This window comes from Streptomyces sp. CA-251387, from assembly GCF_050936625.1.
Classification (GTDB): Bacteria; Actinomycetota; Actinomycetes; order Streptomycetales; family Streptomycetaceae; genus Streptomyces.
The window spans coordinates 7,487,882-7,513,000 of record NZ_JBNJMJ010000001.1 but is presented as its reverse complement, the minus strand read 5'-3'; the positions used below and the strand labels follow the sequence as shown (position 1 = coordinate 7,513,000).

23 protein-coding genes and 2 pseudogenes are annotated in these 25,119 nt (G+C 71.7%); 21 read left to right on the top strand and 4 right to left on the bottom strand.

Annotated elements, in window-relative coordinates; translation table 11 throughout:
* Positions 1-22: 22 nt before the first annotated feature.
* Positions 23-265, top strand: a pseudogene (locus ACQEV2_RS33465) (hypothetical protein); the annotation flags it as partial.
* Here ACQEV2_RS33465 and ACQEV2_RS33460 read toward each other — a convergent pair.
* A complete protein-coding gene (locus ACQEV2_RS33460) occupies positions 243-908 on the bottom strand; it encodes a ThuA domain-containing protein (RefSeq protein WP_433049983.1) in 666 nt (221 codons plus the stop codon). The pseudogene ACQEV2_RS33465 and the gene ACQEV2_RS33460 sit on opposite strands and share 23 nt — an antisense overlap.
* A gap of 175 nt (positions 909-1,083) precedes the next feature.
* On the opposite strand from ACQEV2_RS33460, the gene ACQEV2_RS33455 reads away from it, so the two are divergent.
* From ACQEV2_RS33455 to ACQEV2_RS33445, 3 genes are all read left to right on the top strand, one after another.
* A complete protein-coding gene (locus ACQEV2_RS33455) occupies positions 1,084-2,109 on the top strand; it encodes a DUF5954 family protein (RefSeq protein WP_433049980.1) in 1,026 nt (341 codons plus the stop codon).
* An 84-nt stretch (positions 2,110-2,193) separates the two neighbouring features.
* Positions 2,194-2,826 carry a VOC family protein gene (locus ACQEV2_RS33450; RefSeq protein ID WP_433049977.1) on the top strand — a complete coding sequence of 211 codons (633 nt, stop codon included), beginning with the start codon at positions 2,194-2,196 and terminating at the stop codon, positions 2,824-2,826.
* Between the two features lie 91 nt (positions 2,827-2,917).
* Positions 2,918-3,325, top strand: coding sequence for a VOC family protein (locus ACQEV2_RS33445; protein WP_433049974.1), 408 nt, complete (start codon positions 2,918-2,920; stop codon positions 3,323-3,325).
* Here ACQEV2_RS33445 and ACQEV2_RS33440 read toward each other — a convergent pair.
* On the bottom strand, positions 3,302-3,985 hold the full coding sequence (locus tag ACQEV2_RS33440; RefSeq protein ID WP_433049971.1) for a DUF6597 domain-containing transcriptional factor: 684 nt from the start codon (positions 3,983-3,985) through the stop codon (positions 3,302-3,304). The two genes, ACQEV2_RS33445 and ACQEV2_RS33440, sit on opposite strands and share 24 nt — an antisense overlap.
* A gap of 74 nt (positions 3,986-4,059) precedes the next feature.
* Positions 4,060-4,995 carry an AraC family transcriptional regulator gene (locus tag ACQEV2_RS33435; RefSeq protein ID WP_433049968.1) on the bottom strand — a complete coding sequence of 312 codons (936 nt, stop codon included), beginning with the start codon at positions 4,993-4,995 and terminating at the stop codon, positions 4,060-4,062.
* An 80-nt stretch (positions 4,996-5,075) separates the two neighbouring features.
* Here ACQEV2_RS33435 and ACQEV2_RS33430 point away from each other — a divergent pair, with 80 nt between their 5' ends.
* Positions 5,076-5,915: an NAD(P)H-binding protein gene (locus tag ACQEV2_RS33430; RefSeq protein ID WP_433049965.1), complete on the top strand. Its 840-nt coding sequence runs from the start codon at positions 5,076-5,078 to the stop codon at positions 5,913-5,915.
* 42 nt (positions 5,916-5,957) lie between these two features.
* Here ACQEV2_RS33430 and ACQEV2_RS33425 read toward each other — a convergent pair whose 3' ends face one another.
* Entirely contained in the window at positions 5,958-7,103 is a 1,146-nt protein-coding gene (locus ACQEV2_RS33425) for a YihY/virulence factor BrkB family protein (RefSeq protein WP_433049963.1), read from the bottom strand.
* Between the two features lie 137 nt (positions 7,104-7,240).
* On the opposite strand from ACQEV2_RS33425, the gene ACQEV2_RS33420 reads away from it, so the two are divergent.
* The 16 genes and pseudogenes from ACQEV2_RS33420 to ACQEV2_RS33345 all read left to right on the top strand — a co-directional run bounded on the left by ACQEV2_RS33420 (position 7,241) and on the right by ACQEV2_RS33345 (position 25,116).
* Complete coding sequence (locus ACQEV2_RS33420; RefSeq protein WP_433049960.1) at positions 7,241-8,881, top strand: acyl-CoA dehydrogenase family protein; 1,641 nt, start codon at positions 7,241-7,243, stop codon at positions 8,879-8,881.
* Between the two features lie 353 nt (positions 8,882-9,234).
* Complete coding sequence (locus tag ACQEV2_RS33415) at positions 9,235-10,524, top strand: GAF domain-containing protein (protein ID WP_433049957.1); 1,290 nt, start codon at positions 9,235-9,237, stop codon at positions 10,522-10,524.
* Between the two features lie 266 nt (positions 10,525-10,790).
* Positions 10,791-12,080 (top strand): hypothetical protein, encoded by a 1,290-nt coding sequence (locus ACQEV2_RS33410; RefSeq protein WP_433049954.1) that lies wholly within the window; start codon positions 10,791-10,793, stop codon positions 12,078-12,080.
* A gap of 153 nt (positions 12,081-12,233) precedes the next feature.
* Positions 12,234-12,805: pseudogene (locus tag ACQEV2_RS33405) on the top strand (GNAT family N-acetyltransferase).
* A gap of 126 nt (positions 12,806-12,931) precedes the next feature.
* Positions 12,932-13,015, top strand: a complete 84-nt coding sequence (locus ACQEV2_RS33400) for a putative leader peptide (protein WP_310591794.1) — start codon at positions 12,932-12,934, stop codon at positions 13,013-13,015.
* A 128-nt stretch (positions 13,016-13,143) separates the two neighbouring features.
* Positions 13,144-14,841 (top strand): nitrite/sulfite reductase, encoded by a 1,698-nt coding sequence (locus ACQEV2_RS33395; protein ID WP_433049951.1) that lies wholly within the window; start codon positions 13,144-13,146, stop codon positions 14,839-14,841.
* Positions 14,838-15,026 carry a hypothetical protein gene (locus ACQEV2_RS33390; RefSeq protein WP_433049948.1) on the top strand — a complete coding sequence of 63 codons (189 nt, stop codon included), beginning with the start codon at positions 14,838-14,840 and terminating at the stop codon, positions 15,024-15,026. Before ACQEV2_RS33395 ends, ACQEV2_RS33390 begins: the two co-directional genes overlap by 4 nt.
* Positions 15,023-15,733, top strand: a complete 711-nt coding sequence (locus ACQEV2_RS33385; RefSeq protein WP_433049945.1) for a phosphoadenylyl-sulfate reductase — start codon at positions 15,023-15,025, stop codon at positions 15,731-15,733. The genes ACQEV2_RS33390 and ACQEV2_RS33385 overlap by 4 nt, the downstream gene beginning before the upstream one ends.
* The gene (cysC, locus tag ACQEV2_RS33380; RefSeq protein WP_433049942.1) at positions 15,730-16,371 is read left to right on the top strand and encodes an adenylyl-sulfate kinase; all 642 of its coding nucleotides are present in this window, start codon (positions 15,730-15,732) and stop codon (positions 16,369-16,371) included. The genes ACQEV2_RS33385 and cysC overlap by 4 nt, the downstream gene beginning before the upstream one ends.
* The gene (gene cysD, locus ACQEV2_RS33375) at positions 16,368-17,306 is read left to right on the top strand and encodes a sulfate adenylyltransferase subunit CysD (protein WP_433049939.1); all 939 of its coding nucleotides are present in this window, start codon (positions 16,368-16,370) and stop codon (positions 17,304-17,306) included. Before cysC ends, cysD begins: the two co-directional genes overlap by 4 nt.
* A gap of 2 nt (positions 17,307-17,308) precedes the next feature.
* A complete protein-coding gene (locus tag ACQEV2_RS33370) occupies positions 17,309-18,643 on the top strand; it encodes a sulfate adenylyltransferase subunit 1 (protein WP_433049936.1) in 1,335 nt (444 codons plus the stop codon).
* A gap of 209 nt (positions 18,644-18,852) precedes the next feature.
* Positions 18,853-19,953, top strand: a complete 1,101-nt coding sequence (locus tag ACQEV2_RS33365) for an aliphatic sulfonate ABC transporter substrate-binding protein (protein ID WP_433049933.1) — start codon at positions 18,853-18,855, stop codon at positions 19,951-19,953.
* Positions 19,954-19,996: 43 nt separating this feature from the next.
* Entirely contained in the window at positions 19,997-20,785 is a 789-nt protein-coding gene (locus ACQEV2_RS33360; protein ID WP_433049930.1) for an ABC transporter ATP-binding protein, read from the top strand.
* The gene (locus ACQEV2_RS33355) at positions 20,772-21,668 is read left to right on the top strand and encodes an ABC transporter permease (protein ID WP_433049927.1); all 897 of its coding nucleotides are present in this window, start codon (positions 20,772-20,774) and stop codon (positions 21,666-21,668) included. Before ACQEV2_RS33360 ends, ACQEV2_RS33355 begins: the two co-directional genes overlap by 14 nt.
* Before the next feature lie 5 nt (positions 21,669-21,673).
* Positions 21,674-22,420 carry a sirohydrochlorin chelatase gene (locus ACQEV2_RS33350; protein WP_433049924.1) on the top strand — a complete coding sequence of 249 codons (747 nt, stop codon included), beginning with the start codon at positions 21,674-21,676 and terminating at the stop codon, positions 22,418-22,420.
* Between the two features lie 422 nt (positions 22,421-22,842).
* On the top strand, positions 22,843-25,116 hold the full coding sequence (locus ACQEV2_RS33345; RefSeq protein WP_433049921.1) for a hypothetical protein: 2,274 nt from the start codon (positions 22,843-22,845) through the stop codon (positions 25,114-25,116).
* The last annotated feature ends 3 nt before the right edge of the window (positions 25,117-25,119 follow it).

The window sequence follows — 25,119 nt, the reverse complement described above, 5'->3', positions numbered from 1 at the left end:
CCGGCGAGGGCCGGCACGGCACGGCGAACCCCGGTGCGAGCGGAACGCGCCGGGGTTCACGTTCAGATCGGCCGCGGCACTCCTACCGGACGCAACACCACGCCCGGATCCTCCCGGGCCGCCGCACCGCTTCCACCGCGTCTACCGGCTGACCTCGGACGCCGCGACCCTGCGCCGGGCCCGCGGCCGCCCCGGCGGCAGGCCCACCTGGGGCCCGCCGGCCCAGGCCGCACTGCGACGCCTCACGACAACGGCGGGCCGCTGAGAGGTTTCGCCGACCAGACGATCCCGCCGAGCAGATGCGCGCGGAAGTCCGGGTCGTCGTACGCCTCGGCGGCATGGCCGAGAGCCGTGTAGAAGACGCGGCCCGAACCGTGCTCGCGGCACCACGCCAGCGGATGGTCCTCGCCCATACCGCCACCCTCGTACGACGACTCGTCGGCGGAGACCAACACCCGTACCGCGTCGCGCGGGTTGGTGCGGAAGTCGTACCACTCGTCGACGAAGTCCCATACGGCGGGAAGGTGCCGGGTGGCCGGATGGTCACTGTCCTCGACGACCGCCTTGCCGGGCTGGTACTCGGGGTGCCGGTCGAACCAGGCGCCCAGCAGCTCGCCGTAGTACGGCCAGTCGTACTCGGTGCAGGCCGCCGCGTGCACGCCCACGAAGCCGCCGCCCGACTCGACGTACGCGGCGAGCCGCTCGCGCCCGGCGGGGGTGAGCACCTCGCCGCTGGTGGAGAGGAACACCACGGCCGCGTAGCCGTCGAGGGACTGCTCGAAGGCCGCGGGATCCTCGGTGTGGTCCACCTCGAAGTCGCCGAGCGTGCGGACGGCTTCGACGCCGGCCGGGATGGATGCGTGCCGGTAGGCGGTGGTGCGGGTGCAGACGAGGAGTCGCGCGGGCATGTGACCGAGCCTAGGGGAGCCGGGGTCGGGGTCCCACAGCTGCCGGTGATCCGAAAATTTCGGGTTCGACGGGAGTGCTCGCGCTGCCGCTCGCACCGCCTCCCCGATGCCCAACGACCCGCGCTGTTGAGTCGGTTCACCCCGCGCACACTCCCACCCCCGCGACAATGCGTGCATGGCCCATGACTGGCAGCAACAGATCCGCACGCTCCACGCCGAGTTGATCCGGCGCGACGACCCCGCTGCCTGGGTGCGAGAGGCCGACGCCGTGGACGCGTCTCTCCGCTATCCGGGGTTCGCCCTGCGGGGGCCGGTGTTCGGGGTCGCCGTGCAGGATCCGGCGGTGGGGCCCGAGTGGCGGGTGCTCAAGCCGGTCGTGAACGGGATGCCGCAGATGTGCCGGGACTCGCTGAACACCCATCTGTGGTTCCGTGCGAAGGACGACACCGATGATCCGGCCCTACGGCGTGAACTACTGGCCGCCGTGGACGTGTTGGACCGGAAGGCGGTGAACGAGGTCGAGGCCTGCGGGGTGCGGTACCGGATCGTGCGCGGGGACGAGTTCACGCGCTGCGACGACGACAACCGGCTGGAGCCGCCCCGCCCCACCGACCCGGAGCCCGCCGAACACACCTGGGAGCGGCGCGCCGACCACACCCCCTCCCCCGACCTGGACCTGGTCCTCGACCCCGGCCCGAAGGACGACGGGCCGATGGCGGGCGCCATGCGGGCGGGCCTGCGCGGGTTCGCGTACCACGGCATGCGGTTGCCCGCCGATGTGCGCCGTGACTCGGAGAGGGCGGTCCACTCGCACCCGCGGGTCGTGCTGCTGCCCACCTGTTTCGGCGTGGTCGAGCGCGAGCGAACCGGCTGGGAGCCCGCCCTCGCGCTCCAGGCCACCGCGCACGACGCCCGGCGCGTGCTCCATGACGCGATGGACGAGATGTGGCCCATGCTGTACCGGTTCGACGACGAGAAGAAGGCCGTGTACGAGCGGGCGGCCGAGGAGTTCCGGGCACTCGAACGCGCCGACGAGGCCCGTGTGGCAGGGCGGACGTTCCGGATCTGCCGCGTAGAGCGCATGGTCCGTATGGGCCCCGACGGCCCGGAGACCCCGCGCCCCTCGGACGTCGACGAGTACGGCCCCATGAAGATCCATCCGGCGCTGCTGGAGGACGGAACCGTCGTCTTCGACGAGTGAACAGCGATATGTGATGGTTCGTCATCTTCCTTCTGGCGCACAGGTGTTCCATATAGCGGGCCGCTCTGCATAGCCTCGGCTGCGATGAACGCCATCCCCCCGCTTCTTGACCATCTCGTCCTCGCGACCCCCGACCTGGCCGCCACGGTCGCCGACTTCGCCCGGCGCACCGGCGTGACCCCCGCCCCGGGCGGCGTGCACGTCGGGCTCGGCACCCGCAACTACCTGGTGTCGCTCGGCGACACCAGCTACCTGGAGATCATCGGCCCCGATCCCGAGCAGTCCGCACCCGGCCAGCCCCGCCCCTTCGACGTCGACGGGCTGACCTCCCCGCGCACGGTCACCTGGGCCATCAGCCCGCCCGACCTGGACGCGGCCATCGCGGCCGCCCGGGCCCGGGGCTACGATCCCGGGTCCGCGCAGGCGATGAGCCGCCGCAGACCCGACGGCACCCTGCTGGAGTGGCGGCTGACCGACGGCGACGACGCCCACCCCTCCGGCCTGGTCCCCTTCCTCATCGACTGGGGCACCTCGCTCCACCCCACCGCCTCGGGCCTGCCCACCACACCCCTCCTGTCCCTCTCGGCGACCGCCCCCGAGCCCGCCGAGATCCGGCCCCTGCTGGCGGCCCTCGGCACGGACCTCGACCTCACGACGGGGCCGGTGGGGATGACCTTCACCGTGGACACACCGCGTGGCCCGGCGACCTTCCGCTAAGGTCCCGGTGATCTTCCGCCAGGGTCTCGCTCCCCTTCGGGTGTCCGATTCCTTCAAGACCGGCCGTTCTCCGGCTGCCTACGCTGGCCGCATGACTCCACGATTCGATGCCATCGGCCTCGTCGTCTCCGACATGGCCGCCGCCGTCAGCTTCTACCGCCGCCTCGGCTTCGCCTTCCCCGAGGGCGCCGAGAACGAGCCGCACACCGAGGCCCACCTGCCGGGCGGACTGCGGCTGATGCTCGACACCGAGGAGACCGTGCGGTCCTTCCTCCCGCAGTGGCAGCCACCCACGGGCGGCGGCCGCCACTCGCTGGCGCTGCGATGCGCGGGCCCGGCGGAGGTCGACGCGGTGTACGAGGATCTGGTGAGCGCCGGCTATCACGGCGAACTCAAGCCGTGGGACGCCTTCTGGGGCCAGCGGTACGCCACCGTGCACGACCCGGACGGAAACGGCGTGGACCTGTTCGCGCCGCTAGCCGCCCCGCCCACCGAGTAGCTCGCCGAGCGGCATGCCCGCCAACTCCTTGACGTCCCGGGCGAGATGAGCCTGATCGGCGAACCCGGTGCGGGCCGCCGTCTCGGCGAAGGGAACGCCGCGCCGCGCCAGGGCGAGCGCGCGTTGCAGCCGCAGGATCCGGGCCAGCGTCTTGGGGCCGTAGCCGAAGGCGGCGAGCGACCTGCGGTGCAGCTGGCGTGCGCCGAGCCCGAGCTCATCGGCGGTCGCGGCGACCGGCCTGCCGGCGTGGAGGGCCTCCACCAGCCTGATCAGCAGAGGTTCCGGCGGGGTCACGCGTTCCAGTACAACCTCTTCGAGCGCCGTCGCCGGGTCAGCGGCCGTAGCGACGCGTCCTTGCAGCCGCCGTACCTCCGCGGCGGGCCACAGCTCGGCCAACTCCACCCGCTGGTCGCGCAGTTCGTACGCCGGCACCCCGAGGAACGCGGGCGCGGCACCCGGGTGGAAACGCAGCCCCATCCAGGCGCTCGGCTCGCTCTCGATGACGTACGCGTGCGTGTCGGGCCCGGCCACGAGCAGCCGCCCGTCGTTCCAGAGCAGGTCCATGCATCCGTCGGGCAGGACGCGTCCCGGGCCGGCCCCGGACGGGGTGTTCGTCCAGACGACGGCACCGGTGAGCCGGGACGCGCGCTCCGCGTACATGTAAGCCAGGCTAAGCGGCATGCCCCTTCAGGGGCGCGGGGCTGTGTCGATATGCGGCTCCGCCGCGTGGCACCCTACGAAGCCCGCCCCCGACGCTCCTGCGGACTCACCCCGTACACCCGCTTGAACGCACTGGACAGAGCAAACGCGCTGCCATACCCAACCCTCCGCGCGATCGCATCCAACGTGTCGTCGGTGTCACGCAACGCATCCGCCGCCAGCGCCAGCCGCCACCCCGTGAGGTACGTCATCGGCGGCTCCCCCACCAGCTCCGTGAACCGCCGGCCCAGCGCGGCCCGCGACACCCCCGCCTTGGCCGCCAGCGAAGCGACCGTCCAGGGATGGGCCGGGTCGTCCTGGACGAGACGCAGCACGCGCCCGACGACCGGGTCCGCCAGCGCCCGGTACCAGGCGGGGGCCTCCGCCTCCGGACGGGAGAACCAGGCCCTGAGCGCGGCGATGACCAGCAGGTCGAGCAGGCGGTCGAGGACGACCTCCTGGCCGGGTTCGTCGCGGACGATCTCCTCCATGAGGTACGGCGTGAGCGGGCAGTCCCACACGTCGGCGGTGAGCGACAGCAACGGCGGCAGCGCGTTCAGCAGCCGCCCGCTGATCTCGCCCTCCCACAGATACGTACCGATCAGTATCACGGCCGAGCCGTCCAGCCGGTCGCCCCAGGTCCGCACGCCCAGGTCCATCGAGCCGCTGAGGGAGCGCCCGTCGGGATAGCGGCACTCGGCGCCCGGCAGGACGAGGGCCTGGGGCGGGGTCGCCGGGTCGTCCGCGCAGAGGTACGGGTCCGGGCCGCGCGCGATGGCGAGGTCACCGGCCCGCAACCGCACCCGCTCCCCCGTGTCCGGGACGATCCAGGCGTCGCCGCGGACCATGACCATGACGGTGAGCGGGGCACGGTCCTCGATGCGTACGCACCACGGCGGTTCGAAGCACGCGCGGATCATGAAGGCGCCACGCGCGCGTGGACCCTCCAGCAGGCCTGTCAGGGCGTCCATGGCGTCAGCGTAGACGTCCGCGCATGGGAATGAGCCGTTCAGCGATGGGCTGTTGGGCCGCGCGACCGTTGACTGGAGGCATGACGCAGAACACGACGCAAACGCAGATGACCGTGGTGGTGACGGGGGCCTCGGGGCGTACCGGGAGCCGGGTGGCGGAAGCGGCACGCGCCGCGGGGCTCACGGTGCGGGCCGCCTCCCGGGCACAGGGCTTCGACTGGGAGGACCCGACGACCTGGGCTCAGGCCCTGCGGGGCGCGGACGCCGCGTACCTGATGTACCCGTCCGACGTCGGCTCCCCGGAGGCGGCCGAGGGCGTCGGCGCGCTCGCCCGGGAGGCGGTGGGGCTAGGGGTACGGCGGCTGGTGCTGCTGTCGGCGCGTGGCGAGGACCAGGCGTTGCCGACCGAGGAGGCGCTGAAGGCGTCCGGCGCGGACTGGACGATCGTACGGGCCACGTGGTTCTCGCAGAACTTCAGCGAGGGGCCGCTGGTGGAGGGCATGGTGGGCGGCGAGCTCGTCTTCCCGGCGGGTGAGGTGAAGGAGCCGTTCGTCGACGTGCGGGACATCGCGGATGTCGTGGTGGCCGTGCTGACGTCCGGGGACCGGTATGCGGGGCGGACGCTGGAGCTGACCGGGCCGCGGCTGCTGTCCTGGCGGGAGGCGGTCACGGAGATCTCCGGGGCGTCGGGCCGCACGATCGCGTACACGCCGGTTCCGACGCGGGCCTACGGTGAGGCGCTGGCCGGCTTCGGCATCCCGCCAGAGGAGGTCGAGCTTCTGATCGGGATCTTCGAGACCCTGATGGACGGCCGCAACGCCCACGTCACGGACGACGTGCGCGAGGTGCTCGGCCGGGAGCCGCGGGACTTCGCCGACTTCGCGAGGGAGGCCGCGGCGGCGGGGAAGTGGAAAGCGTGAGCGGTGGGGTTGCCGTTGCCCGGCGTTGACGGTGCACGATCGTCAGGCCCTCCCCTGATCCTCCGGCTTGTGCGGCGGGTGCGTGCTCTTCACATGGGTGCGCAAGCGGGACGACACGTCCTCCGGTGGCAGGAAGCGCGTCCAGCGCTCGGGGAACTCCGACGGCATGTCCGGGTCGTCGGGATCGTGTTCGTGGGCGGCCGCCGTACGGGCCACGTACTCGGCGACCTGGGCCTCGCGCATCCGCTCGTTCGCGGCGCGGGCCGCGGCCGTCGCGGCGGCCGGCCAGACCCGGTCGATGGCGGCGTTGACGGCGGCCCCGACGAGCACGGCGAACGCGGACACGCCGATCCACAGCAGCACGGCGACGGCCGCCGCGAGGGAGCCGTAGATCGTCGCGCCCTCGATCGTGTTGGTGAGGTAGATGCGCAGCAGGAAGCTGCCCAGCACCCACATGCCGAGGGCGACGAGCGCTCCGGGCACGTCCTCGATCCAGGGGGAGCGGACCGGCACGGACACGTGGTACAGCGTCGTCAGGAAGGCGATCGACAGGACGATCACGACCGGCCAGTACAGGACCTGCACCACGGTCTCCGACCAGGGCACGATCCGGACCACCGCGTCCGGCCCGGCCACCATCAGCGGCAGCGCGACCGAGCCGATCAGCAGGGCCGCGAGGAACAGCAGGAAGGCCACGATCCGGGTCTTGACGATGCCCCGGACGCCGTCGAGGCCGTACATCACGGTGATGGTGTCGATGAAGACGTTCACCGCGCGCGACCCCGACCACAGGGCGAACAGGAAGCCGACGGAGATGACGTCGGGGCGGCCGCCCTTCATCACGTCGTCCAGGATCGGCTGGGCGATCTGGCGCACGCCCTTGTCGGACAGGACCGTGCGGGAGGCCTCCAGGAGGTTGGCCTCCAGGCTGGAGATCGTGTCGGTGCCGGTCCAGTCGTCCACGTAGCCGAGGAGACCGATCATGCTGAGCAGCAGGGGTGGCACGGACAGCAGCGTGAAGAACGCGGCCTCGGCCGCGAGACCGAGGATGCGGTACTCGATGCAGGAGTTGACGGTGTCCTTGAGCAACAGCCAGGCGGTCCTGCGCTTCGACACGTTCCGGTAGAGGACACGTGCCCGGTGGAGACGGCCGGAGGTCGGCTGGGGGGATTCACTTGCTGGCTGCACGACCTAAAGGTATCCGCCACACGGGGGCGCACTCATTGCGGCGCCGAGGCACACCCCGTCGCCACCTGCCCGCTCCCCCGCGCCGCCGCCGTGTCAGGGTGGAATCCACCGCCCTACGGAGGGATAGGTTCACAGCCATGGCAGGCAGCACGCACACCGTGACCAACCAGCCCCCGCCCCTGGTCGCCCACGACGTCTACACCTCCGACCGTGCCCTGACCGAGGCCGTCGAACGTCATCTCGCCCCGGAGCTGCAGGACGAGGTCCGCAGCGAGCTGGCGGCGCTCGGCCGGACCTGCGGCTCGGCGCAGGTGCAGGAGTGGGGGGCACTGGCCAACGAGAACCCGCCGCGGCTGCGCACGCACGACCGCTACGGCCGTCGTATCGACGAGGTCGAGTTCCATCCGTCCTGGCACCGGCTGCTCGGCAAGGGCGTCGCGGCGGGGATGACCGCGGCCTGGGTGCGGCCGGGCGGGCATGTGCGGCGGGCCGCCGCCTTCCTGCTGTGGTCGCAGGTCGAGGCGGGCAACGGCTGCCCGCTGTCCATGACCCACGCGGCGGTCCCCGCCCTGCGCACGGACCCCGATCTGGCCGCCGAGTGGGAGCCGCGGCTGACGTCCATGATCTACGACCGCGAGCTGCGGCCCGCCGGGCAGAAGGCCGGGGCGCTGTTCGGGATGGGCATGACGGAGAAGCAGGGCGGCAGCGACGTCCGCGCGAACACGACGGCCGCCACCCCGCTCGCCGAGGCCGGGACGTACACGCTGACCGGGCACAAGTGGTTCTGCTCGGCGCCGATGTCGGACGGCTTCCTGGTGCTGGCACAGGCCCCGGACGGGCTGACCTGCTTCCTGGTGCCGCGGGTGCTGGAGGACGGCAGCCGCAACGTGTTCCTGATCCAGCGGCTCAAGGACAAGCTGGGCAACCGCTCGAACGCCTCCGCCGAGGTCGAGTTCGACGGGACGTGGGCACGCCGGATCGGCGAGGAGGGGCGCGGGGTGCGCACCATCATCGAGATGGTGGCGGCGACCCGGCTGGACTGCGTCCTGGGCTCTGCGGGACTGATGCGGCAGGCCGTGGCACAGGCGATCCACCACTGCACCTACCGAGAGGCGTTCGGCGGCAAGCTCGTCGACAAGCCGCTCATGCGCAACGTCCTGGCCGACCTCGCCGTCGAGTCCGAGGCGGCGACCACCCTCGCGCTGCGCCTCGCGGCCGCCTACGACGACGGCGGCGAGCAGGAGCGGGCGCTGCTGCGGATCGCGGTACCGGCCGCCAAGTACTGGGTGACCAAGCGGTGCACGCCGTTGACGGTCGAGGCGTCCGAGTGCCTCGGCGGCAACGGCTACGTCGAGGAGTCCGGCATGCCCCGACTGGTGCGCGAGTCCCCGCTGAACTCGATCTGGGAGGGCGCGGGCAACGTCCAGGCCCTGGACGTACTGCGCGCGCTGCAACGAGAGCCGACAGCACTCAACGCCTTTCTCCAGGAGGTGGGCCAGGCGCGCGGCGCCGATCACCGCCTGGACGCCGCGATCAAGTCCCTGCTGACCGAACTCGCTGACCTGGAGGGCATCGAGGCTCGGGCCCGACGCCTCACCGAGCGTCTGGCACTGGTACTCCAGGGCTCCCTGCTCGTCCGCTTCGCCCCACCGGAGGTGGCCGACGCATTCTGCGCGTCCCGCCTGGGCGGCGACGGAGGCGCAGCCTTCGGCACACTGCCGTCGACCCTGGACCTGAGGTCGGTGGTGAACAGGTCCAGGCCGCAGCCTGAGACCTAGGGCGCGGGGCTGTATCGATATGCGGCTCCGCCGCGCGGGCACGACCAGCCACAACCGGCCCGCAGACGCCAACGCACCTCAAGAGGCACCCCCCGACGCGCAAACACGGCCAAACCGCCGGAGGTAGGGGTGGTGCTGCGCCGACACGGCACCACCCCCACTGGCCCGTTCGAGGCCACGAACGCCGCTCGGGACGGCGTTGCTCAAGTTTCAACCAAGCCAGAACGGTTCACCAGGGTTGCAAGGGGTTGCAACTTGTGGCCGCCTGTGGGCGGACTGGGTCCCTCCGCCCTAGCTGGACGGCACTATGAGACTCACAGTCAGGATGAGACCTGTTCTCCCCGGAGGGACCCTTGGCGCTCTCGCCGACGGACGTGACGCAGCTGGCCGCAGTGGACTCGGCGCGGGCGGCGCGGGTGCTCAGCGACGTCCGCGCCGCCACGCTCTCCGGACAGCGCGCGCCCGTCGCGCCGCGCCCGGTGATCGAGCAGTCCTGGGAACGCATGCTGCGCAGCGGAGTCGATCCGGACCACGACGTCCGGTCCGGGCTGCTCTCCCGGGAGGAGGTGCAGCGGCGCCGGGAGTCCACCGTGCTCAGACATGTGCTGCCGGTGCTGCGCGAGGGGCTGCTGTCGGTCGCGGACGTCGCCCACCACATCATGGTGGTCGCCGACGACGAGGGCCGGGTGCTGTGGCGGGAGGGCAACTCCGCCGTGCTGCGCAAGGCCGACAGCCTCGGGTTCGAACTGGGCGCCGACTGGCGGGAGAGCGTCGTCGGCACGAACGGCGTCGGTACCCCCGCGGTGGTGCGCCGGCCCGTGCAGGTCTTCGCCTCCGAGCACTTCCAGCGCTCGCAGACCTCCTGGACCTGCACCGGCGCCCCCATCACGGATCCGCGGGACGGCCGGCTGATCGGCGTGGTGGACGTCAGCGGGCCGCTGGAGACCATGCATCCGGCCACGCTCGCCTGGGTCGACTCGGTGGCCAAGCTCGCCGAGGCCCGGCTGCGCGAACTCCATCTGACCTCGCTGGAGCGGCTGCGCGCAGTGGCGGCGCCGGTGCTGGCCCGGCTGCCCGGGCGGGCCCTGGTGGTGGACCGGGACGGCTGGACCGCCGCGGTGACCGGGATGCCGTACCCGAACCGGATCGCGCTGCCCAAGTCCCTGGCGCCGGGCCGCCGGTGGCTGCCGCCGCTCGGCCCCTGCTCGGTGGAGCCGCTGGCGGGCGGCTGGCTGCTGCGGCCCGCCGACGAGCCGGTGCCGGCCGGGGCGACGCGGATCGTGCTGGATCTGACGCAGCCGCGCCGCTGGTCGGTGACGGTGTCCGGCGGGGCGGGGTCCTGGAGCCATGAACTGAGCCCGCGGCACGCCGAGTTGCTCTACCTCCTGGCCCTGCACCGCACCGGCCGCAGCGCGGCGGGACTGGCCGAGGACATGTTCGGCGACGCGGGCCGTACGGTGACGGTGCGGGCCGAGATGTCCCGCGTACGGCGCTATCTCGGCGCGTTCCTGGAGCACCGGCCGTACCGTTTCCGCGAGGACGCGGAGGTCGACGTGCTGCTGCCGGACGACCCACGCGGGTTGCTGCCGCAGTCGACGGCGCCGGGTGTGGTGCGGGGGCGTTTGTCGGCCGAGGTGTCCTGAGAGCTGAGCTGGGTGCATGACGCCTGTTCGCCGTGGCGAGAAATGCCGTCTGGCGACTGCGGGTCCGATGTGGCTTGTCGCGCAGTTCCCCGCGCCCCTGAAGGGGCGCAGCGCTGGTCCGGCGTTTTGAAGAATCCGCATATTTGCGGGGTCTTCGTCCGCAAGCGTGCCCACCTGCCGTAGCATCCCTCTACGAGCCACCCCACCTGCTCCTTTGGTCAACGCCCAGACCAATAGCCGCAGTTGGCTCGCCTCGGGAGGTTGGGATGAAGCACCGCGGCAGACACCGTCGACGCAAGCAGGGCCGTGCGGTACGCGCGTTCCTGGCCGGAACCGCCCTCGCGCTCACCGCTGCCGCCACGATGATCAGCGCCTCGCAGGCGACGGTCGGTGACAACCCCGGGGCGCTGGAGCCTCTCACCAGGGCCGCCGAGGTCCGGGCGCTGAGCCTCCGGGAGCAGATGGTCCCGCAGGCCACGCTCGACGAACTCGCCTCCGGGATGGGCAAGCCGGTCGGCGTCCGTGCCGTCCTCGAGAGCGCCGACCGCAGCCTGCGCGCCGCGTCCGGCTGTACGGCCGGCGAGCGCACGGCGCTGCCGGTCGCGCCGGCCGCCACGCGCGCGTACTGCTGGGACGCCGCCGACACCCGGGGCTGGCGGGCGGGCGCGGTCACCACCTCGGGGGACGCCGACGACGACGGCTGGTGGAACGACAACCGGGTGCTCCTGTCCGGCTGGAGCCAGGGCGCCGACGGGCGGGGCCTCGCCCGGGTCGCCTTCGTCGACGCGAACGACCTGGGCCGCCTCCGGTACGCGTCGGCCCTTCTCGTCGTCCCGGTGGACGGCGGACGCGACTACCGCGCCCTGCCGTCCCGCCTCTCCGGCATGGTCTGGTACCAGGACAAGCTGCTGGTGACCGCCGCCGACGGGCTGTACGTGTACGACATGAACCGCGTCCAGCGCACCACGGTCGACAGCCCGGCGGTCGGCCGCGTCGCGGACGGCTGGTCGGCGCACGGCCAGCGCTTCGTCCTGCCGGCCGTCGCCTCGTACCGCCTGACCGGCGCGAGCGCCGCTCCCCGCCTCGGCACCATCTCCCTCGACCGCAGCACGGCGCCCGACAGCCTGGTCGCGAGCGAGTGGACGCCGACGGACAGCGACGAGCACGCCCGACTGTGGCGCTACGACTTCAGCAAGGACCCGGCCCGCCCCGGACTCCTCGCCACCGACGCCACCGGATTGGTGCCCGCGGTCGAGGCGTACGAGACGGAGGCGTCCGGCATCAAGGGCCTCCTGTCGCACCGGGCGGCCGGGGCGGACCGCGCCGACTGGTACCTGGGCCGCACTCCGGGCACCAACGACCGGCAGGGCAGCCTGTGGCGCCAGGACCCCGAGGGCGCCGAGGCGACCCGCTGCGGCGAGGAGAACGCCCCAAGGTGCTGGGGCACCCAGGTCGGCCCCCTGTCGTACTGGGAGGCAACCGGCGAGGTCTGGTCCCAATCGGGCCGGATGTTGTTCGCGCTACCGCTGAGTTCGATCGATTCGGCGCTAGGCTGAGGCGCCCCAAGGGGCGGGGAACTGCGCGACCAGCCACGACGAACACCGCAGACGCCCGACGACACATCGCCGGCACTTCCTGTCGCGGCACTCCCCGCGGAGCGCACCCGCACCGATCGACAGATCGGCCACCCGGATGATTCCCTGACCGACATGCCCAACATCGCCGTGACCACCTGGTCCCTGGAACAGACCTCCCCACCGACCTCCTCCCGGCCCAAGCCCCGCAGGGCGACGTGCGCATCGTTCGGGCCGAGGTGCCCTCGCCCGAGTTCAGCCGGTTCCTGTACGCCTCCGTCGGCGGGGACATCCGGTGGATCGACCGGCTCGGCTGGACGTACGCGCGGTGGCAGGAGCATCTGGGGCGGCCCGGGGTGGAGACATGGGTCGCCCACGACCGGGGAACGCCGGCCGGATACGTGGAGCTGGAGCCGCAGGACGACGGGGTCGTGGAGATCGTCTACTTCGGCCTGATTCCGGCCTTCCGCGGCCGGCGGATCGGCGGGCATCTGCTGTCGTACGGCGCCGCCCGCGCCTGGGATCTCGCGGACCGCTGGCCGGGGCTGGCGCAGACGAAGCGGGTGTGGCTGCATACGTGCAGCAAGGACGGGGAGCACGCCATGGACAACTACCTGCGGCGGGGCTTCAGGCTCTTCGACACCAAGGTCGAGGAGGAGGCCGAGGTGGCCACGCCCGGTCCGTGGCCGGGGGCGTACCCTGGCTGACCAGGGCAGAAACGGCCGATTCGGGCCATGTGACCGACGACACCCTTGTCTCGTACTCCGGGACAAGGGTGTCCGCATGATGGACAAAGCTGGACTGTGTCCAGATCGCCATGACACGCTTCCGTCATGTCTGGAACTGGAATTGCCTTGGTGAGTCGGCGGCACGTCGACCTCGGCCGCATGTCCAGCGCCATCTGTCCGGCGCGCTGAGTGCATCCCCTCTGCGCCCGACACTCCCCTTTTTGTCTGATTCTGCGCAATGCCGCGCATGTCTGCCCATGCGCCCGTACACGCAGGTCAGAGCCGCATTCCCGCCTGTCCCGAAGGACGTAACAACCATGGCCGCCACCCCGCAGAAGCCTGCCGCCGCGACTCCCCGCCGCAAGGTGAGCCGTCACCGCGGCGAGGGTCAGTGGGCCGCGGGGCACTACACCCCGCTCAACGGCAACGAGCAGTTCAAGAAGGACGACGACGGTCTCAATGTGCGGACACGCATTGAGACGATCTACTCCAAGCGGGGGTTCGACTCCATCGACCCCAATGACCTGCGCGGCCGTATGCGCTGGTGGGGCCTGTACACCCAGCGCAAGCCCGGGATCGACGGCGGCAAGACCGCGATCCTGGAGCCGGAGGAGCTGGACGACAAGTACTTCATGCTGCGGGTGCGGATCGACGGCGGTCGCCTCACCACCCAGCAGCTGCGGGTGATCGGTGAGATCTCGCAGGAGTTCGCGCGCGGCAGCGCGGACGTCACCGACCGGCAGAACATCCAGCTGCACTGGATCCGCATCGAGGACGTCCCGGAGATCTGGAACCGGCTCGAGGCCGTCGGGCTGTCCACGACCGAGGCCTGCGGCGACTGCCCCCGCGTGGTCATCGGCTCGCCGGTCGCCGGTATCGCCGAGGACGAGATCATCGACGGCACCTGGGCGATCGACGAGATCCACGACCGCTACATCGGCAGCAAGGAGTTCTCCAACCTGCCGCGCAAGTTCAAGACGGCGATCTCCGGCTCCCCGCTCCTCGACGTCGTGCACGAGATCAACGACATCGCCTTCGTCGGCGTCGAGCACCCCGAGCACGGCCCCGGCTTCGACCTGTGGGTCGGCGGCGGGCTGTCCACCAACCCGAAGCTCGGCGTCCGGCTCGGCGCCTGGGTGCCGCTGGAGGAGGTCCCGGAGGTGTGGGCCGGCGTGGTCGGCATCTTCCGTGACTGGGGCTACCGCCGCCTGCGTACGCGCGCCCGTCTGAAGTTCCTCGTCGCCGACTGGGGCCCGGAGAAGTTCCGTCAGGTTCTGGAGGACGACTACCTCGAGCGCAAGCTGGTCGACGGACCCGCGCCCGCCGAGCCCGCGGGCCGCTGGCGCGACCACGTCGGCGTGCACCGGCAGAAGGACGGCCGTTTCTACGTCGGTTTCGCCCCGCGCGTCGGCCGCGTCGACGGCGCCACCCTGACGAAGATCGCCGAGGTGGCCGAGGCGCACGGCTCGGGCCGGGTCCGGACCACCGTCGAGCAGAAGATGATCATTCTCGATGTCGAGGAAGCGCAGGTCGAGCCGCTGGTCGAGGCCCTGGAGGCGCTCGACCTCACGGCCAAGCCCTCCCCCTTCCGGCGCGGCACCATGGCCTGCACCGGCATCGAGTACTGCAAGCTCGCCATCGTCGAGACCAAGGCGCGCGGCTCCTCCCTCATCGACGAGCTGGAGCGCCGGATCCCGGACTTCGACGAGCCGATCACCATCAACATCAACGGCTGCCCGAACGCCTGCGCCCGTATCCAGGTGGCGGACATCGGTCTCAAGGGCCAGCTCGTCCTCAACGACCAGGGCGAACAGGTCGAGGGCTACCAGGTGCACCTCGGCGGCGCGCTCGGTCTGGAGGCCGGGTTCGGTCGCAAGGTGCGGGGTCTGAAGGTCACCTCCGAGGAGCTGCCCGACTACGTCGAGCGTGTGCTGAAGCGGTTCCAGGCGGAGCGCGAGGACGGCGAGCGGTTCGCCACCTGGGCCGCGCGTGCCTCCGAGGAGGCCCTCTCATGAGCGAGCGGGCCGCCCCCTTCTACTGCCCCTACTGCGGCGACGAGGACCTACGGCCGAGTGAAGCCCTCGAGGGCGGTCACGGCGCGTGGGAATGCGCGGCGTGCAACCGGGCCTTTCAGCTGAAGTTCCTCGGGCTGCTCGCCCGGGGCCTTCGGCACAGTGACGCAGGGGGTAACGAGATATGACGACGGCACAGGAAGAGCGCACCACGGCCGATCTCAAGGCGCTCGCCGAGCAGGCGGGCCGTGACCTGGAGGAGGCCTCCGCGCTGGAGATCCTCCAGTGGGCGGCCGACACCTTCGGCAAGCGCTTCTGCGTGACGTCCTCCATGGAGGACGCGGTGGTCGCCCACCTCGCCTCCCGTGCGATGCCCGGGGTGGACGTCGTGTTCCTCGACACCGGCTACCACTTCGAGGAGACCATCGGCACCCGCGACGCGGTCGAGGCCGTGATGGACGTCAACGTCATCACGCTCACCCCGCTGCAGACGGTCGCCGAGCAGGACGCGCAGTACGGCCCCAAGCTGCACGACCGCGACCCCGACCTGTGCTGCAAGCTGCGCAAGGTCGAGCCGCTGGAGCGAGGGCTCAAGGGCTACGTGGCCTGGGCGACGGGTCTGCGCCGCGACGAGTCCCCGACCCGGGCGAACACCCCGGTCGTCGGCTGGGACGAGAAGCGGCAAAAGGTGAAGATCTCCCCGATCGCCCGCTGGACCCAGGACGACGTGGACGCGTACGTCGCCGAGCACGGCGTCCTGACGAACCCGCTCCTGATGGACGGCTACGCCTCCGTCGGCTGCGCCCCCTGCACCCGCCGCGTCCTGGAAGGCGAGGACGCACGCGCCGGCCGCTGGGCGGGACGCGCCAAGACCGAGTGCGGGCTGCACGGATGACGGCGCATGCCTTCGAGGCGAACACCGGACTTCACACGGCGTCCACAGCTCCTGCTGCTACTGCTGTGACGGAAGCGACCACTGCGACCCAGGAGAACCACGTGACGAGCGGAGCCACCGTCTGGCTCACGGGTCTGCCGAGCGCCGGCAAGACCACCATCGCCTACGAGCTGGCCGGCCGGCTGCGCGAGGAGGGCCACCGCGTCGAGGTGCTCGACGGCGACGAGATCCGCGAGTTCATCTCGGCGGGCCTCGGCTTCAGCCGCGAGGACCGGCACACCAATGTGCAGCGCATCGGCTTCGTCGCCGAACTGCTCGCCCGCAACGGCGTACTCGCCCTCGTCCCGGTCATCGCGCCCTACACGGACAGCCGCGACGCGGTGCGCAAGCGGCACCAGCAGAACGGGACGCCGTACGTGGAGATCCATGTGGCGACGCCGGTCGACGTGTGCTCCGTACGCGATGTGAAGGGTCTGTACGCCAAGCAGGCCGCGGGCGAGCTCAAGGGGCTCACCGGGGTCGACGACCCGTACGAGGAGCCCGAGTCGCCCGATCTGCGCATCGAGTCCCAGAACCAGACCGTGCAGGAGTCCGCGGCGTCCGTGTACGCCCTGCTCACCGAAAGGGGTTTGGCATGACGACCACCGTCGCCACGGTGGAGGAGGGTACGGACTCCCCGTACGCCCTCTCGCACCTGGACGCTCTGGAGTCCGAGGCGGTGCACATCTTCCGCGAGGTCGCGGGCGAGTTCGAGCGGCCGGTGATCCTGTTCTCCGGCGGCAAGGACTCCATCGTCATGCTGCACCTGGCGCTGAAGGCGTTCGCTCCCGCGGCGATCCCCTTCTCGCTGTTGCACGTCGACACCGGGCACAACTTCCCCGAGGTCATCGAGTACCGGGACCGTACGGTCGCCAAGCACAACCTGCGGCTGCACGTCGCGTCGGTGCAGGACTACATCGACCGCGGGGTGCTCAAGGAGCGCCCGGACGGCACCCGCAACCCGCTGCAGACGCTGCCGCTGACCGAGAAGATCCAGAGCGAGAAGTTCGACGCGGTCTTCGGCGGCGGGCGGCGCGACGAGGAGAAGGCGCGGGCCAAGGAGCGCGTCTTCTCGCTGCGCGACGAGTTCTCGCAGTGGGACCCGCGCCGGCAGCGGCCGGAGCTGTGGAACCTGTACAACGGCCGCCACGCGCCCGGCGAGCACGTCCGGGTGTTCCCGCTGTCCAACTGGACCGAGCTGGACGTGTGGCAGTACATCGCCCGCGAGGGCATCGAGCTGCCGGAGATCTACTTCGCGCACGAGCGCGAGGTCTTCAAGCGGGCCGGGATGTGGCTGACCGCCGGCGAGTGGGGCGGGCCGAAGGACGGGGAGACCGTCGAGAAGCGGCTCGTGCGGTACCGGACCGTGGGCGACATGTCCTGCACGGGTGCCGTCGACTCGGACGCGGTGACGCTGGAGCAGGTCATCACCGAGATCGCGGCGTCCCGGCTCACCGAGCGCGGCGCCACCCGCGCCGACGACAAGCTCTCCGAGGCCGCGATGGAAGACCGTAAGCGCGAGGGGTACTTCTAAGCATGAGCACGACGACGACCGAGGAGCTCTCGGCCACCACCCTGCTGCGGTTCGCCACCGCCGGCTCCGTCGACGACGGCAAGTCCACCCTCGTCGGCCGGCTGCTGCACGACTCCAAGTCGATCCTCACCGACCAGCTGGAGGCCGTCGAGCGCGCCTCGGCCAGCCGCGGCCAGGACGCCCCGGACCTCGCGCTGCTGACGGACGGTCTGCGGGCCGAGCGGGAACAGGGCATCACGATCGACGTGGCGTACCGTTACTTCGCCACGCCCCGGCGCCGGTTCATCCTCGCCGACACCCCGGGCCATGTGCAGTACACGCGCAACATGGTCACGGGCGCCTCGACGGCCGAGCTGACGGTGATCCTGGTCGACGCCCGCAACGGCGTCGTCGAGCAGACCCGCCGGCACGCCGCGATCGCCGCGCTGCTGCGGGTGCCGCACGTCGTCCTCGCCGTGAACAAGATGGACCTGGTCGACTACCAGGAGTCGGTCTTCGCCGCGATCGCGGAGGAGTTCACGGCGTACGCGCTCGAGCTGGGTGTCCCGGAGATCACCGCGATCCCGATCTCGGCGCTGGCCGGCGACAACGTGGTGGATCCGTCGGCGAACATGGACTGGTACGGCGGGCCGACCTTCCTGGAGCACCTGGAGACGGTCCCGGTCGCCCACGACCTGAGCCACTGCCACGCCCGGCTGCCCGTGCAGTACGTGATCCGCCCGCAGACCGCCGAGCACCCGGACTACCGGGGCTACGCCGGCCAGATCGCCGCCGGTTCCTTCCGCGTCGGCGAGTCGGTGACCGTGCTGCCGTCGGGCCGTACGTCGAAGATCTCCGGCATCGACTTGCTGGGCAAGCCGGTCGACGTCGCCTGGACCACCCAGTCGGTGACCGTCCTGCTGGAGGACGACATCGACATCTCCCGCGGTGACCTGATCGTGCCGACCAAGGACGCGCCCGCGACCACGCAGGACATCGAGGCCACGGTCTGCCATGTCGCCGACGCCCCGCTGACCGTCAACCACCGGGTGCTGCTCAAGCACGGCACCCGCACGGTCAAGGCGATCGTCAAGGACATCCCGTCCCGGCTCACGCTCGACGACCTGTCCCTGCACCCGCACCCGGGACAGCTCGTCGCCAACGACATCGGCCGCGTGAAGATCCGTACGGCGGAGCCCCTGCCCGTCGACTCCTACGCCGACTCGCGGCGGACGGGTTCGTTCATCCTCATCGACCCCAACGACGGCACCACGCTCACCGCGGGCATGGTCGGCGAGTCGTTCGCCTCGCCGGAGCCGGTCAAGGACGAGGCCGAGGACGACGGGTGGGACTTCTGACCATGCCGGGTCACGACTACTACTCCACGTTCGCGAAGGAGGGCGGCCGCGTCGGCAGCGGCGCCCTCGGGAGCGGGCAGGGCGGAGTGCCGCGATGTGTGCGCTGACCCGCGCGCACCGCATGCGCGCCGCTCCGCACCGACCTGCCGACTCCCCGGCCACGACCCGGTAAGGGCGTGAGAGCCGGGCCACCGAGAGGAACACCTCCCGTGCCTGCCACCCCCGCCGTGCGACGGCTCCTCGCCGTCCTGGCCTCGCTCCCGCTGCTCGCCCTCGCGGCGTGCGGCTACGGCTCCCAGGCCAAGGAGAGCACGGAGCAGGCCATCGCCGGGGCGCCCAAGGTCGACGGGCTGGACTCGGTGAAGATCGGCTACTTCGGGAACCTCACCCACGCCACCGCACTGGTCGGCCGGCACGAGGGGCTGTTCCAGAAGGAGCTGGGCGGCACGAAGGCGGAGTACTCGACGTTCAACGCCGGTCCCTCGGAGATCGAGGCGCTGAACTCCGGTTCCATCGACATCGGCTGGATCGGGCCCTCGCCCGCCATCAACGGCTACATCAAGTCGAACGGCAAGAACCTGCGCATCATCTCCGGTTCGGCCTCGGGCGGGGTGAAGCTCGTCGTCAACCCGGAGAAGATCAAGTCCCTGAAGGACGTCAAGGGCAGGAAGATCGCCACGCCGCAGCTCGGCAACACGCAGGACGTGGCGTTCCTCAACTGGATCTCGGAGCAGGGCTGGAAGGTCGACGCGGAGAGCGGCCAGGGCGATGTCTCCGTGGTCCGCACCGACAACAAGATCGCGCCGGACGCCTACAAGTCCGGCTCGATCGACGGTGCCTGGGTGCCGGAGCCGACCGCGTCCAAGCTGGTCGCCGAGGGCGGCAAGGTGCTCCTCGACGAGGCCGACCTGTGGCCCGACAAGAAGTTCGTGATCACGAACGTCATCGTGTCGCAGAGCTTCCTGAAGGAGCACCCGGAGGCCGTGGAGGCCGTGCTCCGGGCCTCGGTGAAGACCAACAAGTGGATCGCCGGCCACCCGGAGCAGGCGAAGGCCGCGGCCAACGCGCAGCTGAAGGCCGACACGGGCAAGCCGCTGCCGGCCGATGTCATCGACCCGGCGTGGCAGTCGATCCAGGTCACCGACGACCCGCTGGCGGACACGCTCGGCACCGAGGCGGAGCACGCGGTCAAGGCCGGGCTGCTGCAGAAGCCGGACCTGACCGGCATCTACGACCTCACCCCGCTGAACAAGGTCCTCAAGGCCGAGGGCGAACCCGAGGTCGATGACGCCGGTCTCGGCGCGAAGTAAGGCACAGGCACCGATTCCGATGAGTTCCCAGGAGGTGACGACCATGGCAACCGCCCTCGCCAAGGCCGCCGACACGGATGCGTCCGTGGAGCACGCCGCGCGCATCGAGCATGTCTCGAAGTCCTTCGCCGGCCCCACCGGGCAGCAGCTCGTCCTCGACGACATCACGCTCGATGTCGCGCCCGGCGAGTTCGTCACCCTCCTCGGGGCGTCCGGCTGCGGCAAGTCGACGCTGCTGAACCTGGTGGCCGGTCTTGACCGGCCCAGCGCGGGCAGCATCACCACCGACGGCCGGCCGGCGCTGATGTTCCAGGAGCACGCCCTCTTCCCGTGGCTGACCGCGGGCAAGAACATCGAACTCGCCCTCAAGCTCAGGGGCGTACCCAAGGCCGAGCGGCGCGGCCGCGCCGAGGAGTTGCTCGAACTCGTCCGGCTGAAGGGGGCGTACGGCAAGCGGGTGCACGAGCTGTCCGGCGGTATGCGCCAGCGCGTCGCCATGGCGCGGGCGCTCGCCCAGGACAGCAAGCTGCTGCTGATGGACGAGCCGTTCGCCGCGCTGGACGCGATCACCCGGGACGTCCTGCACGACGAACTGACCCGTATCTGGCGGGAGACCCAGCTGTCCGTCCTGTTCGTCACGCACAACGTGCGCGAAGCCGTCCGGCTCGCGCAGCGCGTCGTGCTGCTGTCCTCCCGTCCGGGCCGCATCGCGCGCGAGTGGACGGTCGAGATCCCGCAGCCGCGCCGCATCGAGGACGCCGCGGTGGCGGAGCTGTCCCGGGAGATCACCGAAGAACTGCGTGGGGAGATCCGCCGTCATGGCCAGCACTGAGACGAACGCCGCCCCGAAGGACGGCAATGATCTCGCCGGACTCGAAGCGGGTCTGGACGCCCTGGAGACGGTGCAGACGAGCCGTACGCCGTTCCGCCGGACCCTGACCCAGAAGATCCTGCCGCCGGTCGTCGCCATCGCCCTGGTGCTGGCCGTCTGGCAGTTCCTGGTGTCGTCCGGGGTCGCCGACGACCCGACCAAGCTGCCCGCGCCGGCCGACGTGTGGAACGAGCTGCGCGAGTCGTGGCTGCAGGGCACGCTCCACGAGTACGTCTGGACGTCCGTCTCGCGCGGTCTGCTCGGCTTCCTGTTCGCGCTGGCGATCGGTACGCCGCTGGGGCTGCTGGTGGCGCGCGTCCGGTTCGTGCGGGCGGCGATCGGGCCGATCCTGTCGGGTCTGCAGTCGCTGCCGTCCGTCGCGTGGGTGCCGCCGGCCGTGATCTGGCTGGGCCTGAACGACCGGATGATGTTCGCGGTGATCCTGCTCGGGGCGGTGCCGTCGATCGCCAACGGTCTGGTGTCGGGCGTGGACCAGGTGCCGCCGCTGTTCCTGCGGGCGGGCCGCACACTGGGCGCGACCGGGCTGAAGGGCACCTGGCACATCGTGATGCCGGCCGCGCTGCCCGGCTATCTGGCCGGTCTGAAGCAGGGCTGGGCCTTCTCCTGGCGGTCGCTGATGGCCGCGGAGATCATCGCGTCCTCGCCCGACCTGGGCGTGGGTCTGGGACAGCTGCTGGAGAACGGCCGCAACACCAGTTCCATGTCCATGGTCTTCTTCGCCATCCTGCTCATCCTGATCGTCGGCATCGCCATCGACCTGCTGATCTTCAGCCCGCTGGAGCGGTGGGTGCTGCGCAGCCGCGGTCTGCTGGCAAGGAGCTGAAGCCTGTGTTCACGAAGCCGGTTCTTCTCGTCATCGCCCACGGCAGCCGTGATCCGCGGCATGCCGCGACGGTGCATGCCCTGGTGCGCCGGGTGCGGTCGCTGCGGCCGGACGTGCGGGTGGAGACCGGCTTCCTGGACTTCAACATCCCGTCGGTGCAGGGGGTGCTGGAGTCGCTGGCGGCGGAGGGTGTCCGGGATGTCGTGGCCCTCCCCCTGCTGCTGACGCGCGCGTTCCACGCGAAGGCCGACATCCCGGCGGTTCTGCGGGCGGCACCGCCGCAGCTGCGCATCCGGCAGGCGGAGGTGCTGGGTCCGTCGCCACTGCTGCTGTCGGCTCTGGAACGTCGTCTGTACGAGGCGGGGTTGACGCCCGCCGACAAGTCCTCGACCGGGGTCGTGCTGGCCTCGGCGGGGTCCACCGACCCGGAGGCGATCGCAGTGATCGCAGAAATCGCGCGGGAGTGGCGGCACACCGGTTGGTGCGCCGTGCGACCTGCGTTCGCCTCCGCATCTCTTCCCCGCACCGAGGACGCGGTGCGTTCTCTCCGCGAGCTCGGCTGCGAGCGGGTGGCCGTGGCGCCGTACGTCCTGGCGCCCGGGTTCCTGCCGGACCGCATCGCGCGGGGGGCGGCCGAGGCGGACGCGGATGTGCTGGCGGATGTGCTGGGGGCGGCGCCCGAGGTGGCGCGGGTGGTGTTGGAGCGGTACGAGGCGGCGGGGGTGCGGGTGTTGGCGGCCGTTGGGGCGTGATGCCTCCGGCGGTGGGGCCGCGGATGCCTGCGGCGGCCTGTGCGGGTTCAGTGGGGGTGCGCGTAGCGCCTGCGGGTGCGTTGTGGGTCGGGAACTACAGGCCCGTGGGGGTGCGCGCTGTCCCCCGTGCGGCTGCGGCAGCCTCCGTAGCCGCGAGCCGTCACACCGACCCAGCCGCGGTTGTCATGCCCACTTAGCTGCCGGCAGTCGTGTCGCTGGGGCGGCACGGGTGGGCGCAGCGGCACCCCGCCAGCGCCGGGCTGCGTACCCACCCCCGGCCGGCCCCCACGCCGGGCAAGCCACAAGCAGGCGGCAGTAGGTCGCGGCTGGTCAGCGCCCGCTTCGATTCGGAAAAAGGGCCTCCCCGGCCGTGGGGATCTGCTGGGATGGTCCCTCGAAGAGCTATCGGGGGAGCGGCGCACGTGGCTGGACGGGAGTTCGGGCATCACCTGGGGCTGCCACGGGCGCTGTCCGGGCTGCCGTTGAGCCCGCTCGTGCCGGGTTACGCCGAGCTCGTCACCGCGCAGCACGCGGCAGGGTTACGGCACCTGGGCGAGGCGATGCTGCCTCCGGGCGGCGGAGGATTACGTCTGCTCGACGGGCTGTACGTACCGTCCGGCCCGCGGGGTCGGCGACGGGTGGACGGCACACTGCTGGACGACCTGGCCCGCGCCGCCACCCCTACGGCGTCCGTCGCGGCGCTGCTCGCCGAACTGCACCGTCGTGATCCGCAGGCACCGCGCAGGGTCGTGCTGTATCAGCTGATCGGCCTGCTGCAGGAACGGGACCGCAGTGAACGCCCGCGTATCGCCCTCGAGTTGGGTGTGCACCCGGACGAGGTGCCCGGGTTGGTGGCAGCGGCCCGGCTGCGGCCCACCCTCAGCCGGCGGCAGCGCGACGCCGCCGAATCCCTCGCCGACGCCTGGGCACGGCACCGCCCGCACCGGGCCCGCGCCCTGCTGGAGCGGCTGCCACAGGACCGTACCGATCCGGCGCTGGAGGCGCTGCGGGGGGTGCTGACCGCCCGGTTGGGCGACGTTGAGGCTGCCCTGCGGGCGGCCCGGGAGGCCGAGGTGCACGGGGACACCGAGCGGGCGGCCGAGGAGTTGCTGCGCGCTCTGTACGAGGCCGCCGACGACCGGCGGGCCCTGCGCGGTCTGGTCCGTCACCACGGGGGCCGGTCCGGGCGGCGGGCACTCCTGCAGGCCGAACTCGGCCCCGATCACGTCGCGTTGACTTGGCCGACGACGGAAACGGATGCGGATGCGGGTGGTGACGGCGGCTGGCTGGTGCTGTGTCTGTATCGGGACGAGCGGGGTGTGCCCCAGGTCCGGGAGGTGGTGGGGCAGCGTGATGGGGCCGGGACATTGCGGGACGCCGCCGTCGCGCTCGGCTCCAGCGTTCGGTACGCCGCCCTCCCGCTGCGTGACGGACGCGTGGCCGGGCCGCCGCTCGTCTCGCGCCGGGTGCTCGTCGCCCCGGAGGTGGAGGGGCTGACGCTCAGGGACGGGCCCGAGCGGATCGAGGGATCCTGGCGGCGGCCGAGCGGCGCCGCGGAGGTGACGGTCGAGCGGACCGGGCCGGACGGGAGCAGCGAGCAACTGCCGGGCCGGGGCGACGGGTTCACGGCTACCGGGCTCGCGGTCGGTGACCACGCCTTTCGCGTTGTCTGTCATTATCGGGCGCCCGGTGGGGCCCTGGTCCCCTCCCCCGGTGTCCGCGCCACTCGTACCGTCCACCGGTGGCCCGAGCCCGTCCGCACCCTCACCGCCCGCCCCGACGGCACCGCCCTGCGGTTCGACTGGACTGGTGCGCGGGGCGCCGACGTCCACCTGGTCCGGTGGCCCGGCGAGGCCCCGGCCCCGGGCAGTGAGTTGCGCACCGACCGGCTCCCGGCGCGGCTCGACCCCGCCGACGGGGCCGACCGGGCCGGCGTGCTGGATCCGCCGCCTGCCGGGTTCCTACGGGTCGCCGCCGTCGCCGTGCTCGGTGAGCGTGCGCTGGCCGGTCCCGTCGTCGACGTCGAGGTGCTGCGCCCGGTGACCGGGCTCGCCGCCCGGCGGCTCCCTGAGGGGCAGGCCGCGGTCACGCTCGACTGGCCCGACGGTGTCGGTCATCTGCTCGTGAGCTGGGAGGCCGTGGGTGGTGGGGTGGCGCTCGACGCTCGGGGTGCGGGCCCGAACGGAGACACGGGCGCCGGTGGGCGGCGTATCGTCACCGCCCATGCCTACCGGCGTGGCGGGCTGCGGCTTCCCGTCGGCCCCGGTGGCGTCCGCATCCGGGCCTCGACCGCACCGCGGGCGCCCGGCGCCGTCGTCGTACCGGCCGCGACCGCCGAGGTCGCACTGCCGCCGGACACGTCGATCGGATATCGACTCGTGCGTGCACCCCGCCGGTTCCTCGGCCGGGGCCGCACCCTGTTGCGCGTCACTCTGTCCGCTCCCCGAGGACATACCGGCGTCCCCGAATTCGTGTGCGTCGCGCGCACCGGCACCCTCCGTCCGCGGAGTGCAACCGACGGCACCACCGTGCTGCGCATCCCGGGCACCGATCTGACCCGCCACGGCACGGTCGAGCAGGAGCTGCCGACCGCGCCCTGCCCTGCCCCGTACACGCTGCGCGGCTTTCTGCTGGGTGAGCACGCCGCCGACGTACGCCTCGAAGAACCGTCCCCCGCGACCCTGGTGGTGCGCTGAGTC